This is a genomic window from Streptomyces sp. NPDC018045, from assembly GCF_044327445.1.
GTDB lineage: Bacteria > Actinomycetota > Actinomycetes > Streptomycetales > Streptomycetaceae > Streptomyces.
Window position 1 is genome coordinate 692,057 of the sequence record NZ_JBIRFL010000002.1, and the last position, 15,030, is coordinate 707,086.

General features: G+C 76.2%; 1 protein-coding gene. It reads left to right on the top strand.

The window, feature by feature from the left end:
• Nucleotides 1-27: 27 nt before the first annotated feature.
• Nucleotides 28-15,018, top strand: a complete 14,991-nt coding sequence (locus tag ACH4EB_RS06900; RefSeq protein ID WP_398346270.1) for an amino acid adenylation domain-containing protein — start codon at nt 28-30, stop codon at nt 15,016-15,018.
• Nucleotides 15,019-15,030: the final 12 nt, after the last annotated feature.

Below are 15,030 nucleotides of genomic sequence, written 5' to 3' on the forward strand. Positions count from 1 at the left end.
AACGCATGTCGTTTTGAGGAGTAAGCGATGACCCGATCTCTTGTCGAGGACGTGTGGCCGCTCTCGCCGTTGCAGGAAGGGCTGCTGTTCCACGCCGCCTTCGACGAGGAGGGCCCGGACGTCTACCAGGGCCAGCGGACGCTGGCCCTGGACGGCCCGCTGGACGCCGGCCGGCTGCGCGCCTCGTGGGAGGCGCTGGTCGCCCGGCACCCGGTGCTGCGGGCGGGCTTCCGGCGGCGCAGGTCGGGCGAGGCGGTGCAGGTCGTCGCGCGCGAGGTCGCGCTGCCGTGGCGGGAGGCCGACGTGTCGGACCTCGGCGGGGCGCGGGCCGCCACCGAGGCCGAACGGCTGGCCGCGGCGGAGCGGGCCGAGCGGTTCGACCCGGCGGTGCCGCCCCTGCTGCGCCTGCTGCTGATCCGCCTCGGCGACGAGCGGCACCGGCTGGTCATCACCTCCCACCACGTCCTGATGGACGGCTGGTCGATGCCGGTCCTGCTCAACGAGCTGACGACGGTGTACGCGGCCGGCGGCGACGCCCGCGGCCTGCCCCGGGCGGCCCGCTACCGCGACTACCTCGCCTGGCTGCACCGCCAGGACAAGGACGCCGCCCGGCAGGCGTGGCGGGCGGAGCTGGCCGGCAACGACGAGCCGACCCTGGTGGCACCGGCCGACCCGGCCCGGCTGCCCGTGGTCCCCGAGAGCCTGATCAGCGAGATACCCGAGGACCTGACGCGCGGTCTGGTGGGGCTGGCCCGGGCCCACGGGCTGACGGTGAACACCGTGGTGCAGGGCGCCTGGGCGCTGCTCCTGGCGCGGCTCGCCGGGCGCGACGACGTGGTGTTCGGCGCCACCGTGGCCGGCCGCCCCGACGCGCTGCCCGGTGTCGAGTCGATGGTGGGCCTGTTCATCAACACACTGCCGGTCCGCGTCCGGCTCGACGGCGGGCAGCCGCTCCACCGGCTCCTCGCCGGCATCCAGGAGCGGCAGACCGCGCTCATGTCCCACCAGCACCTGGGCCTGGGGGAGATCCAGAAGCTGGCCGGTCCCGGGGCGGTCTTCGACACGCTGGTGGTCTTCGAGAACTACCCGGCGGCGCCCGCCGGGGCCACCGGGCCGGACGCCTTCACCCTGCGCTTCCTCGAAGGGCGGGAGACCTCCCACTACCCCTTCACGCTGGTCGTGGTGCCGGGCGAGCGGATGCTCTGCAAGCTCGATTTCCGCCCGGACCTGTTCGACCGCCGTGCCGCCGAGGCGGTGTTCGCGCGGCTGGTGCGGGTGCTGGAGCAGGTGGTGGCGGACCCGGCCGCGCCGGTGGGCCGGATCGGTGTCCTGGGGGCGGACGAACGGCACCTGGTCGTGGACGGCTGGAACGCGACGGCGGCGGAGGCGCCCGGTCCGTCGGTGCCCGCGCTGTTCGCGCGGCGCGTGGCGGCGGCGCCGGATGCCGTGGCCGTCCGGGACGAGCGGCGGGCGCTGACATACGGCGAGCTGGACGCGGAGTCGGGGCGGGTCGCCGCGTACCTGACGGATGCGGGTGTGGGGCGTGGTGACCGGGTCGCGGTGGTGATGGAGCGGTCGGCCGATCTGGTGGTGGCGCTGTTGGCGGTGTGGAGGGCGGGGGCGGCGTACGTGCCGGTGGACGCCGGGTATCCGGCGGAGCGGATCGCGTTCATGCTGGCCGACGCGCGGCCGGCGGCCGTGGTGTGCACGGCGGCGACGTCCTCGGCGGTCCCGGTGGACGCGGCCGGCCGGCTGGTGGTGCTGGACACACCGGAGGTCACGGAGCACGGCGGCCCGCCGCCCCGGGTCCCGCTCACCGCGCACGACATGGCGTACGTGATGTACACCTCCGGCTCCACGGGCGTGCCCAAGGGCGTGTCCGTGCCGCACGGCAGTGTGGCGGCGCTGACGGGCGGCCACGGCTGGGCGCTCGGCCCGGACGACGCGGTGCTGATGCACGCCCCGCACGCCTTCGACGTGTCGCTGTTCGAGATCTGGGCGCCGCTGGTCTCCGGCGGCCGCGTCGAGGTGGCGCCGCCGGGCGCGGTGGACGCGCAGCGGATCCGTGCGGCCGTGGCGGACGGAGTGACGGCGGTGCACGTCACGGCCGGGCTGTTCCGGGTGGTCGCGGAGGACGCCCCGGAGTGCTTCGCGGGCCTGCGCGAGGTGCTGACCGGCGGCGACGTGGTGCCTCCCGCGGCGGTGGCGCGGGTCCGTGAGGCGTGCCCCGAGGTGGCCGTACGGCATCTGTACGGGCCCACCGAGGTCACGCTGTGCGCCACCTGGCACGTACTGCGGCCCGGCGCCGCCGCGGGCGGGGAACTGCCGGTGGGCCGCCCGCTGGACAACCGGAAGGTGTACGTCCTGGACGCGTTCCTGCGGCCCGTGCCGCCGGATGTGGTCGGCGAGCTGTACGTCGCGGGCGCCGGACTGGCGCACGGTTACTGGCAGCGCGCGGGGCTCAGCGCCGAGCGCTTCGTGGCGTGCCCGTTCGGCACCGGCGGGCGGATGTACCGCACCGGCGACCTGGTGCGCTGGACGGCCGAGGGCGAGCTGGTCTTCGTCGGGCGGGCGGACGCGCAGGTCAAGGTGCGCGGGTTCCGCGTCGAGCTGGGCGAGGTGGAAGCGGCGCTGGCCGCGCACCCGGCCGTCGGCCAGGCCGTGGCCGTGGCCCGGGCGGACGGCCCCGGCGAACGGCGCCTGGTGGGGTACGTGGTGCCCGACGGGCAGGAGGCGGACGCGGACCAGATCCGTGAGCACGTCGCCAAGGTGCTGCCCGATTACATGGTCCCGGCGGCCGTGCTGGTGCTGCCCTCGCTGCCGGTGACGGTCAACGGCAAGGTGGACCGGGTGGCGTTGCCCGCCCCCGACTTCGCCGGACGGGTGTCCGGCCGGGCTCCGCGCACCCCGGCCGAAGAGCTGTTGTGCGGCCTGTTCGCCGAGGTGCTCGGCCTGGAGCGGGTGGGGGCCGACGACGGCTTCTTCGCGCTGGGCGGCGACTCGATCGGCTCGATGCAACTGGTGTCGCGGGCCCGCCGCGCCGGACTGGTCCTGACGCCGCGTCAGGTCTTCGACCTCAAGACGCCCGGGCGGCTGGCGGCGGTGGCGGCCCCCGCCGACGCGGCGGCCCGCACCGGCTCCGACACGGGCGACGGCGAGATCCCGTGGACGCCCGTGATGCGGGCGCTGGGGGAGCGGGCCGCCCGTCCCGGCTTCGCCCAGTGGATGGTCATGGGCGCGCCGGCCGGGCTGGGACTGGACGCGCTGACCGCCGGACTCGCCGCCGTACTGGACACCCATGCCGTGCTGCGGGCCCGGGCCGAAACCGGCGAGCGGCCCGCGCTGCACGTGCCGGGCCGCGGCGCGGTGGACGCCGCCGCGCTGGTCACCCGTACCGACGCCACGGAAGCGCCGGACGACGCCCTGGACGGCATCGCCGAGGACGCGGCCCGCGAGGCCGCCGCCCGGCTGGATCCGGCCGCGGGCGTGATGGTCCGCGCGGTGTGGGTGGACGCCGGACCGCACCGGACCGGGCGGCTGGCCCTGGTCGCCCACCACCTGGTCGTGGACGGCGTGTCCTGGCGCATCCTCGCCCCCGACCTGCGAGCAGCCTGCGAAGCGGCGGCCGCGGGAGAGGTGCCCGAACTGGACCCCGTCGGCACGTCCTTCCGCCGCTGGGCCGAACTCCTCGCCGCCCAGGCGACCGACGCGGCCCGTACCGCCGAACTCGCCGACTGGACCGCCCTGCTCGACACCCCGGCCCCCCTGCTCGGCACCCGTACGCCCGACCCGGACACCGACACCGCGGCCACCCTGCGCCGCCGCTCCTGGACGCTGACCGGCGCGACGGCCGCGGCCGTGCTGAACCGCGCCCCGGCGGCGTTCCACTGCGGAGCGCACGACGTCCTGCTGGCCACGCTGGCCGGAGCGGTCGCCCACCGGCGGCCCGGCAACGGCACCGCGCTCCTGGTGGACGTCGAAGGGCACGGCCGGGAACCGCTCGACGGCACCGACCTGACCCGTACGGTGGGCTGGTTCACCAGCGTCCACCCGGTCCGCCTGGACCTCTCCGGCCTCGACCTGGCCCAGGCCCTGACGGGCGGGCCCGCGGCCGGGGCGCTGCTCAAGACCGTCAAGGAACAGGCGCGTGCCGTGCCCGGTGACGGGCTCGGTCACGAGCTGCTGCGCCACCTGAACCCGGAGACCGGCCCCGTGCTGGCCGCCCTTCCGGCCCCGCAGATCGGCTTCAACTACCTCGGCCGCTTCGCCGCGGGCGCGGACGGCGGCGCCGTCGGCCCGTGGCAGCCGGCCGGCGCCACCGCGATCGGCGGTACGGCCGCGCCGGACCTGCCCGTCCAGCACGCCCTGGAGGCGAGCGCCGTCGTCCGCGACACCCCGGACGGGCCGGCCCTGGACCTCGCGCTGAGCTGGCCCGCCGCCCTCCTCGACGAGACCGCCGTGGACGGACTCGGCCAGGCCTGGCTGGACCTCCTCGGCGGCCTGGCCGCCCACACCGACAGCCCCGGCGCGGGCGGGCACACCCCGGGCGACTTCCCGCTCCTGGACATCAGCCAGGAGACCGTGGCGGCGCTGGAGGCCGCCGTGCCGTCCCTGACGGACATCTGGCCGCTCTCTCCCCTCCAGGAAGGGCTGCTGTTCCACGCCGCCTTCGACGAGGAAGGCCCGGACGTCTACGAGACCCAGCGGCTGCTGGAACTGACCGGCCCCCTGGACGCGGCCCGGCTGCGCGCCTCCTGGCAGACGCTGCTCGCCCGCCACGACGCGCTGCGGGCGAGCTTCCACCAGCGGGAGTCCGGCGACACCGTGCAGGTCGTCGCCGGGGACGTCGAACTGCCCTGGGGCGAGGCGGACGTGTCGGCGCTGCCGGAACCCGAGCAGCAGGCCGCGCTGGACCGGCTCGCCGCCAACGAGCGGGCCCGCCGCTTCGACCTCGCGGTGGCCCCGCTGCTGCGGCTGCTCCTCGTACGCCTGACGGAGCACCGGCACTTCCTCGTGGTCACCAGCCATCACATCCTGCTGGACGGCTGGTCGATGCCGATCGTCCTCGACGAACTGGGCGCGGCCTACGCCGCGGGCGGTGACGGCGCGGGCCTGAAGCGGACCGCCTCCTACCGCGACTACCTGGCCTGGCTGGACGAGCAGGACAAGGACGCCGCGCGGGCCGCCTGGCAGGCGGAACTCGCCGGAGCCGAGGAATCCACCCTGGTGGCCCGCTCCGGCCAGGGCCGGGCCCCGGCGGAGCCCGAGACCGGCGCCGCCGAACTCTCCGAGGACGGCACCCGGGCCCTGACCCGGCTGGCCCGGCAGCACGGCCTGACCGTCAACACCGTGGTGCAAGGCGCCTGGGCGATGGTGCTGGCGCGCCTGGCCGGGCGGACCGACGTGGTGTTCGGCGGCACCGTCTCCGGCCGGCCGCCGGAGCTGCCCGACGTCGAGTCGATGGTCGGCCTGTTCATCAACACCCAGCCGGTACGGGTACGGCTCGACGGCGCCGAGCCGGTCCTGCGGATGCTCACCGGCCTCCAGGAGCGCCAGTCCGCGCTCCTGGCCCACCAGCACCTCGGCCTGCCGGAGGTGCAGGGCCTGGCCGGTCCCGGCGCGGTCTTCGACACCATGCTGATGTTCGAGAACTACCCGCGGACCACCGCCACCCTGTCCGCCTCCATGCGGGCGGGCGGCGAGGTGACGATCTCCCAGGCGAACCTGGTGGCGGGCACCCACTACCCGCTGGCCGTGGGCGTCGTCCCCGGCGACCGGCTGCGGATCCACGTGACCTACCGCCCGGACCTGTTCGACCGGCGCGAGGCCCGGCAACTGGGCGAGCGCGTCGTCCGCGTACTGGAACAGGTCGTGGCGGACCCGCAGGCGCCCGTCGGCCGGATCGGCGTCCTGGGCGCACCGGAGCACCACCGTGCCGTGGCGGAGTGGAACCCGGCTGCCGCCGTGGAGCCGTCCGCCGCCTCGGTGCCCGAGCTGTTCGCCCGCCAGGTGGCCCGTGCCCGCTCGGCGGTGGCCGTGGCGGACGGGGGTCGAACTGTTCACTATGGCGAGTTGGACACCGAGTCGGACCGTCTCGCCGCGTACTTGGGGGGCCTCGGTGTGGGCCGTGGCGACCGGGTCGCGGTGCTGATGGAGCGCTCGGCCCACCTGGTGGCGGTGCTGCTGGGCATCTGGAAGGCCGGTGCGGCGTACGTGCCGGTCGACGCCGGATACCCGGCGGAGCGGGTCGCGTTCATGCTGGCCGACTCGGGGCCGTCAGCCGTGCTGTGCACCGGGGCCACGCGGGCGGCGGTGCCGGCCGACGCGGCCGGGCAGGTGGTCGTGCTGGACACGCCGGAGGTACGGGCGGCCGTGGCGGCGTGCCCGGCCGGTGCCCCGCAACCGCCGCTCTCCGCACACGACTTGGCGTACGTGATGTACACCTCCGGCTCCACCGGTGTGCCCAAGGGCGTCGGCGTGCCGCACGGCAGTGTGGCGGGGCTGGCGGCGGACCGCGGCTGGGCGCTCGGCCCCGACGACGCGGTGCTGCTGCACGCCCCGCACGTCTTCGACGCCTCGCTGTACGAGATCTGGGCGCCGCTGGCCACCGGCGGCCGTGTGGTGGTGGCCGCCCCCGGCACGGTCGACGCCCGGCGCGTCCGCGAGGCGGTGGCGGCGGGCGTGACGGCGGTCCACCTCACGGCGGGCCTGTTCCGCGTGGTCGCCGAGGAGTCCCCGGACTGCTTCGCGGGCCTGCGTGAGGTGCTGACCGGTGGCGACGTGGTCCCGGCCGGGTCCGTCGCCCGCGTACGGGAAGCGTGCCCCGGCGTCGTGGTCCGGCACATGTACGGGCCGACCGAGACCACCCTGTGCGCCACCTGGCGGCCGCTGCGGCCGGGTGAGCCGGTGACGGACGACGTGCTGCCCATCGGGCGCCCGCTGGACGGCCGCCGGGCGTATGTGCTCGACGCCTTCCTGCGGCCCGTACCGCCGGGAGTGGACGGCGAGCTGTACCTGGCCGGTGCCGGTCTGGCCCGCGGCTACCTCGACCGCCCCGGCGCGACCGCCGAACGGTTCGTCGCCTGCCCGTTCCCGCCCGGCATGGGGGTCCCCCCGGCCGAAGGCTGGGGGAGGATGTACCGCACGGGCGACCTGGCGCACTGGACGTACGACGGCGAACTGGTCTTCGCCGGGCGGACGGACACCCAGGTCAAGGTGCGCGGCTACCGGGTGGAGCCCGGCGAGGTGGAAGCGGCGCTGGCCGGGCACCCCGCGGTCGCCCAGGCCGTGGTGGTGGCCCGCGAGGACCGGCCCGGCGAGCGGCGCCTGATCGGATACGTCGTCCCGGACGGGACCGCCGTGGCCGCCGAGGCGGTCCGCGAGCACGTCGCCGGACTGCTGCCCGACTACCTCGTCCCGGCCGCCGTGGTGGTGCTCGACGCGCTCCCGGTGACCGCGAACGGCAAGGTCGACCGGGCCGCACTGCCCGCACCCGACTTCGCCGCGCGCGCCGCGCGGCGGGCGCCGCGCACCGGGACCGAGGAGACGCTGTGCGCGCTGTTCGCCGAGGTGCTGGGCCTGGAACGGGTCGGCGTCGAGGACAGCTTCTTCGAGCTGGGCGGCGACTCGATCATGTCACTGCAACTGGTGGCCCGGGCCCGGCGCGCCGGGGTGGTTGTCACGCCCTGGCAGGTGTTCGAGGAGAAGACCCCGGAACGGCTGGCCGAGGTGGCCGAGACGGCCGGGGACGACACCGCGGCCGCGCCGGAACCGGCCGACGCCGGATCGGGCGAGGTCGCCTGGACCCCGGTCGTACGGGCCCTCGGCGTACCGGCCGCGACGCGCGGCGAGTTCGCGCAGTGGGCCGTCGTGGGTGCCCCCGCCGGGCTCGGCCAGGACGTGCTGGCCGCCGGGCTGGCCGCCGTACTGGACACCCACGCCATGCTGCGTGCCAAGGTGACCGACGGCCCCGAACCGGCGCTGCACGTCGCCCCGCGCGGCGCGGTGGACGCCGCCGCGCTGGTCAGCCGCGTCGACGCCACGCACGTGCCGGACGACGGCCTGGACGGGGCGGCGGACCGCGCCGCGCGGGAGGCGGTACGGCGCCTGGCGCCCGCCGACGGCGTCCTGGTGCGGGCGGTGTGGCTGGACGCCGGTCCCGCGCGGACCGGCCGGCTGGTGCTCGCCGTCCACCACCTGGTCGTCGACGGCGTCTCCTGGCGCATCCTCGTCCCGGACCTGCAAGCCGCCTGCGAAGCCGTCGCGGCGGACCGCGAGCCGGACCTCGACCCGGTCGGCACGACCTTCGCACAGTGGTCGGCCCTGCTCGCCGAACAGGCGGCGGACCCCGCACGCACTGCCGAACTGGAGCACTGGACCGCCCTCCTGGACGGCCCCGACCCGCTGGTGGGCGAGCGCGCACTCGACCCGGAGCGGGACACCGCGGCCACCGTCCGCCGCCTCACCTGGACCGTGCCCGCCACCGCGGCCGCCGTCCTCGCGGCCCGGACACCGGCCGCCTTCCACTGCGGCGTCCACGACGTGCTGCTGGCCACGCTGGCCGCCGCCGTCACCCGGCGGCAGCAGGAGCGCGGCCAGGACACCGGCGCCGGAGTCCTGGTGGACATCGAAGGACACGGGCGCGAGCCGGTCGCGGGAGCCGACCTCTCCCGTACGGTCGGCTGGTTCACCAGCACGCACCCGCTGCGGCTGCGCCTGACCGGCCTCGACCTGGCCCAGGCCCTGACGGGCGGGCCCGCGGCCGGGGCGCTGCTCAAGTCCGTCAAGGAACAGGCACGTGCCGTGCCCGGCGACGGGCTCGGTCACGAGCTGCTGCGCCACTTGAACCCGGAGACCGGCCCCGCCCTTGCCGCCCTCCCGGCCCCGCAGCTCGCGTTCAACTACCTCGGCCGGTTCACCGCCGGTGCCGCACCGGAGACGGTCGCGCCCTGGCAGATGGCGGGCGAGGCGGCGCTCGGCGGTTCCGTGGACGGGACCATGCCCGCCCGGCACGCCCTGGAAGCGGGGGCGGTGGTCCAGGACGGCCCCGACGGGCCCGCGCTGACCCTGACCCTGAGCTGGCCCGGCGGGCTCCTCGACGAGGACACCGTGCGGCGGCTCGGGCAGGACTGGCTCGCGGCGCTCGGCGGCCTGGCCGCGCACACCGAAGGGCCCGGCGCGGGCGGGCACACCCCGTCCGACTTCCCTCTCCTGGAGCTGACCCAGGACACCGTGGCGGAGCTGGAGGCCGCCGTGCCGTCCCTGGCCGACATCTGGCCGCTGTCGCCCCTTCAGGAAGGGCTGCTGTTCCACGCGGCCTTCGACGAGGACGGCCCGGACATCTACGAGGGCCAGCGGATGATGGAACTGTCCGGCCCGCTCGACGTCGCCCGGCTGCGCGCCACCTGGGAGACGCTGCTGATCCGCCACCCGTCCCTGCGGGCCAGCTTCCACCCGTGCGCGTCGGGCGAGACCGTGCAGGTCATCGCCCGGGACGTGCCGCTGCCGTGGCGCGAGGCGGACCTGTCGGGAGTGGCCGCCGAGGACGTACCGGCCGCGCTCCGGGAACTGGCCGACGGCGACCGCGAGCACCGGCTCGACCTGACGGTGGCGCCGCTGCTGCGGCTGCTGCTCGTCCGGCTCGCCGAGCGGCGGCACATGCTGGTGCTGACCAGCCACCACATCGTCAAGGACGGCTGGTCGCTGCCGGTGCTGATCAACGAGATGGCGGCGGTGTACGCGGCGGGCGGCCACGACCGCACGCTGCCGCCCGCCACCTCGTACCGCGAGTATCTGTCCTGGCTGGACCGCCAGGACAAGGCGGCCGCCCGGTCCGCGTGGCGGGCCGAACTCGCCGGGGTGGACGAGCCGACCAACGTGGTGCCGGCCGAACTGGTCCGGGCGCCCGCCGTGCCGGAACGCATCCGCTTCGAGCTGAGCGACGGCCTCACCCGGGGGCTGACGGAACTGACCCGCGGGCTCGGCCTGACGGCGAACACCGTGCTCCAGGGCCTGTGGGCCCTGCTGCTGGCCCGGCTGACCGGCCGCCACGACGTGGTCTTCGGGACCACCGTGGCCGGCCGCCCGCCGGAGCTGCCGGGCGTCGAGTCGATGGTCGGCCTGTTCATCAACACCCTGCCGGTACGGGTGCACCTGGACGGCGCGCAGCCGGTCGTCGAGCTGCTCACCGACCTCCAGCGGCGCCGCACCGCGCTGATGGCCCACCAGCACGTCGGACTGCCGGAGATCCAGCACCTCGCCGGTCCCGGCGCGACCTTCGACACGCTCGTGGTCTACGAGAACTACCCGCAGCCGCCCGAGCCGCCCGCCGACCCGGAGTCCCTCGCCGTACGCCCGGCCGGGATCCCCGAGGACCGGGGCCACTACCCCCTCACCTGGATCGTGGCGCCCGGGGAGCGCGCACAGGGCGACTTCATCTTCCGGCCCGACGTCTTCCCGCGCGCCCGCGCCGAGCGGATGCAGGCCGCGCTGGTCCGGGCCCTGGAACAGGTGGTGGCGGACCCGCGGACGCCCGTGGGCCGCGTCCGGCTGCTGGGCGAGGACGAACGCGAACTGGTCGAGCGGCGGTGGAACCGGACGGCGGCGCCGGCCCCGGCCGCCACCCTGCCGGAGCTGTTCGCGAGCCGGGCCGCCCGCGCCCGGGACGCGACGGCGCTGGTGTCGGACGACCGCACGCTGACCTACGGCGAACTGGCCCAAGAGGTGAACAGCCTGGCCCGCTACCTGACCGGGCTCGGCGTCGGGCCGGAGCGGCGGGTCGCGGTGGCCGTGCAGCGGTCGGCGGCCATGGTGACCGCCGTGCTGGCCGTGTCGGCGGCGGGCGGCGCCTTCGTACCGGTGGACCCGGCCCACCCGGCGGAGCGGGTGGCGTATGTCCTCGCCGACGCCGCGCCCTCCGTGGTGCTGTGCACCACACGCACCCGGCACGTCGTACCGGACGGGTACGCCGGACGCGTCGTGGTCCTGGACGACGCGGCGGTGGCAGCCGGCGTCGCCGCCCTGCCGGGCGGCCCCCTGACCGACGACGAACGGACCGCGCCGCTGCGCCCGGCCCACGCCGCGTACGTCATCTACACGTCCGGCTCCACCGGACGGCCCAAGGGCGTCGTCGTCCCGCACGCGGGGGTGGGGAACCTCGCGCGCGCCCAGATCGAACGGTTCGCGGTGACACCGGACTCCCGCGTCCTGCAGATGGCGTCGCTGAGCTTCGACGCCGCGGTCTCCGAACTGTGCATGGCCCTGCTGTCCGGCGCGGCCTCGGTCGTCCCCGGCCCGGAGGGACTGCCGCCGCACGTCGCGCTGGGCGCCGCGCTGCGCCGCTGGGACATCACCCACGCCACGGTCCCGCCGAGCGTGCTGGCGGTGGCCGAGGAGCTGCCCGCGGCGCTGGAGACGCTGACCGTGGCGGGCGAGGCGTGCCCGCCGGGCCTGCCCGCCCGCTGGGCCGGGACCCGGCGGATGATCAACGCCTACGGGCCGACCGAGACGACGGTGTGCGCGGCGATGAGCGCGCCGCTGACGCCCGGCACCGGCGCGGTACCGATCGGCCGGCCGATCGCCGACTCCCGTACGTACGTGCTCGACGCCTTCCTCCAGCCGGTCCCGCCGGACGTCGCCGGCGAGCTGTACGTCACCGGCGTCAACCTCGCCCGCGGCTACCTCGACCGCCCCGGCCCGACCGGGGAACGCTTCGTGGCGTGCCCCTTCGCGCCCGGGGAGCGGATGTACCGCACCGGCGACGTGGCGCGCTGGACCGAGGACGGCGACCTGGTCTTCGTCGGCCGCGCCGACGCCCAGGTCAAGGTCCGGGGCCACCGCGTCGAGCCGGGCGAGGTCGAGGCCGCGCTGGCCACCCACCCGGCCGTGGCCCAGGCCGTCGTGGTGGCCCGCGAGGACCGGCCCGGTGAGCGCCGCCTGGTCGGCTACGTGGTCGCCGACACGGCCACCGGGGACCGGGACGAGCAGCTCGAACAGGAACAGGTCGGCGAGTGGCAGGACCTGTACGACACCCTGCACGCCAACCCGGAGTCCGACGTTCTCGGCGAGAACTTCGCCGGCTGGAACAGCAGTTACGACGGACAGCCCATCCCGCTGGAGCAGATGCGCGAATGGCGGGCACGCACCGTCGAACGCATCCGCGCCCTGCGGCCCCGCCGGGTGCTGGAGATCGGCGTCGGCACCGGTCTGCTCCTGTCGCAGCTCGCTCCCGACTGCGAGACGTACTGGGGCACCGACTTCTCCGCCTCGGCCATCGAGGAGCTGCGACGGCACGTGGCCGGCGACCCCGGGCTGGCCGGGCGGGTCGAGCTGCGCACCCAGGCGGCACACGAGGACGACGGCCTGCCCGCCGGGTACTTCGACACGATCGTGCTCAACTCGGTCGCGCAGTACTTCCCCAACGCCGGCTACCTCCAGGAGGTCGTGGAGCTGGCCGTACGGCTGCTGGCGCCGGGCGGTGCGCTGTTCGTCGGCGACGTACGCAACGTCCGTCTCCTGCGGGCCCTGGCGACCGCCGTGCACACGGGCCGCGCGGCACACGACGGAGACGTGGCGGCACTGCGGCGGGCCGTGGAGCGCAGCGTCGTACTGGAGAAGGAACTCCTCGTCGACCCGGAGTTCTTCACGGCCCTGCGGGACCGGCTGCCGGACACCGCGGGCGTGGACATCCGCCTCAAGCGCGGCCACCACCACAACGAGCTGACCCGCTACCGCTACGACGTGACGCTGCACAAGCGGGGAGCCGCCGTGCTCTCCCTCGACGGCGCGCCCGAGCGGGACTGGGCAGGCCACGACGGCGGGCTCGCCGCGCTGCGGCGCCACCTGGACGGCGAGCGGCCGGACCGGCTGCGCGTCACCGGCGTGCCCAACACCCGGGTCCTGCACGAGGCGGCACTCGCCCGTACCGTCCAGGACGGCGGGGACCCGGCGCCGCTGACGGCCGGCGCGGGGCATGCCCGCCTGCCGGGCGCCGGCACCCCCGACGTCGAGGCGTTCCACGAGCTGGGGGAGAGCCTGGGCTACTGGGTGGGCGCCACCTGGTCCACCGGCACACCGGAGACGCTGGACCTGGTGTTCGTCCGCTCCGGCCTGGCCGCCGGCCGCGCGCCGGTGGACACCTACGTGCCGGCCGGCGGCCCGGCGGACCCGGCGGCCCCGCTGACGGCGTGGACCAACGCGCCGGCCGCGGGCCGCGACACCGGGGCGCTGCTGGCCGCCCTGCGCGCACACGTCGCCGAGCGGCTGCCCGAGTACATGGTTCCGGCGGCCCTGGTGCCGCTGGACCGGCTGCCGCTCACCCCGAACGGCAAGATCGACCGCGGGGCGCTGCCCGCGCCGGACTTCGCCGGGCAGGTCTCCGGACGGGCCCCACGCACCCCGGTGGAGGAGACCCTGTGCACCCTGTTCGCCGAGGTGCTCGGGCTCGAACGGGTGGGCATCGACGACAACTTCTTCCACGTGGGCGGCGACTCCGTCATGTCGATGCAGCTCGCCTCCCGGGCGCGCCGCGCCGGACTGGCCCTGACACCGCGTCAGGTCTTCGAGCAGCCGACCCCCGAACGCCTCGCGGAGGCCGTGGAGGCGGCCCAGGCGGCGGAACGCGCCCGGGCGGCCGGGAACGTGGGCACGGGCGCGATCGCCCCGACCCCCGCCCAGCGGGCGCTCGGCGGCCACGCCTTCGACCGGGGTCTCGCCGAGTGGATCGTCGTGACTGCGCCGGCCGGCCTGGACACCCACACGCTGACCGCGGGACTCGCCGCCGTACTGGACACGCACGACATGCTGCGGGCCCGCGTACTGCCGGACGACGACGGGCAACCGGCGCTGGTGGCCGGCGACCGCGGCACGGTGGACGCCGCCTCGGCCGTCCTGCGGATCGACGGCACCCGCATCCCCGACGGCGACCTGGACGCCGTCGCGGACCGGGCCGGCCACGAGGCGGCACAGCAGCTCGACCCCGCCACGGGCCCCGCGCTCCGCGCCGTGTGGCTCGACGCCGGACCCGGGCGGGCCGGACGGCTGGCCCTCGCGGCACACCACCTCGTCGTGGACGAGCCGTCCTGGCGCACCCTGGTCGCCGACCTCGCGGCGGCCTGCGCCGCCGTGGCGGCCGGTGCCGTACCGGACCTCGCCCCCGTCGGCACGTCCTTCCGGCGCTGGGCCGCGGACCTGGACGGACAGTCGGACGGAGAGAGCCGGACCGCCGCCGGGCCGCTCACCGAACAGCGCCCGCACACCGCGGCCCCGCACCGCCGGTCGTGGACGGTACCGCGCGACACCGCGGCCACCCTGCTGCACCGCACCCTGCCCCTCTACCACTGCGACATCCGGGAAGTGCTGCTCGCGGCCCTGGCGGGCGCCGTCGCACGCCAGGGGGCCGGCGGACCCTTCCTGGTGGACGTCGAGGCGGACGGCAGGCAGTCGGTGCCGGACGCCGAAGGCGGCGAACCGGCCCGTACGGTCGGCAGGTTCACCCTCACCCGCCCGGTACCGCTGGACCTGTCCGGCACCGATTTGGACGGGGCTTGGGCAGGCGGGCCGGCGGCCGGTACGTTGTTGAAGGCCGTCAAGGAACACCTGCGTGCCGACCCCGGGGCCGGCGCGGTCCCGGACGCCCTGCCGGGACCCCGCCTCTCCTTCACCCACCGGGACCGGACCCGCACCGGTCCGGCGGACACCCCCTGGGAGCCCGCCGGACCCGCGGCGGCCGGCGGCACCACCCGGCCGGACCTGCCCACCCCGTACGACCTGGAGGCGAGCGCGGTCCTCCGGGGCACTCCGGACGAGCCGGAACTGACCCTCACGCTCGTCCGGACCGCCCCCACCGCGGACGCGGCCGAACGCGTCGGCCGGGCCTGGCTGGACCTGCTGGCCGGCCTGGCCGCGCACACCACCGACCCGGCGGCGGGCGGCCACACCCCCTCCGACTTCGGCCTCCTCGATCTCGCCCAGCAGCAGATCGACGAGCTGGAAGCCGGATTCACCGATGACGAGCGTTAGCGACCGAGCACG

Bases quoted from the DNA above. Each gene is read 5' to 3' on its own strand.
- ACH4EB_RS06900 (WP_398346270.1), top strand. From the start codon at position 28: ATGACCCGATCTCTTGTCGAGGACGTGTGGCCGCTCTCGCCGTTGCAG.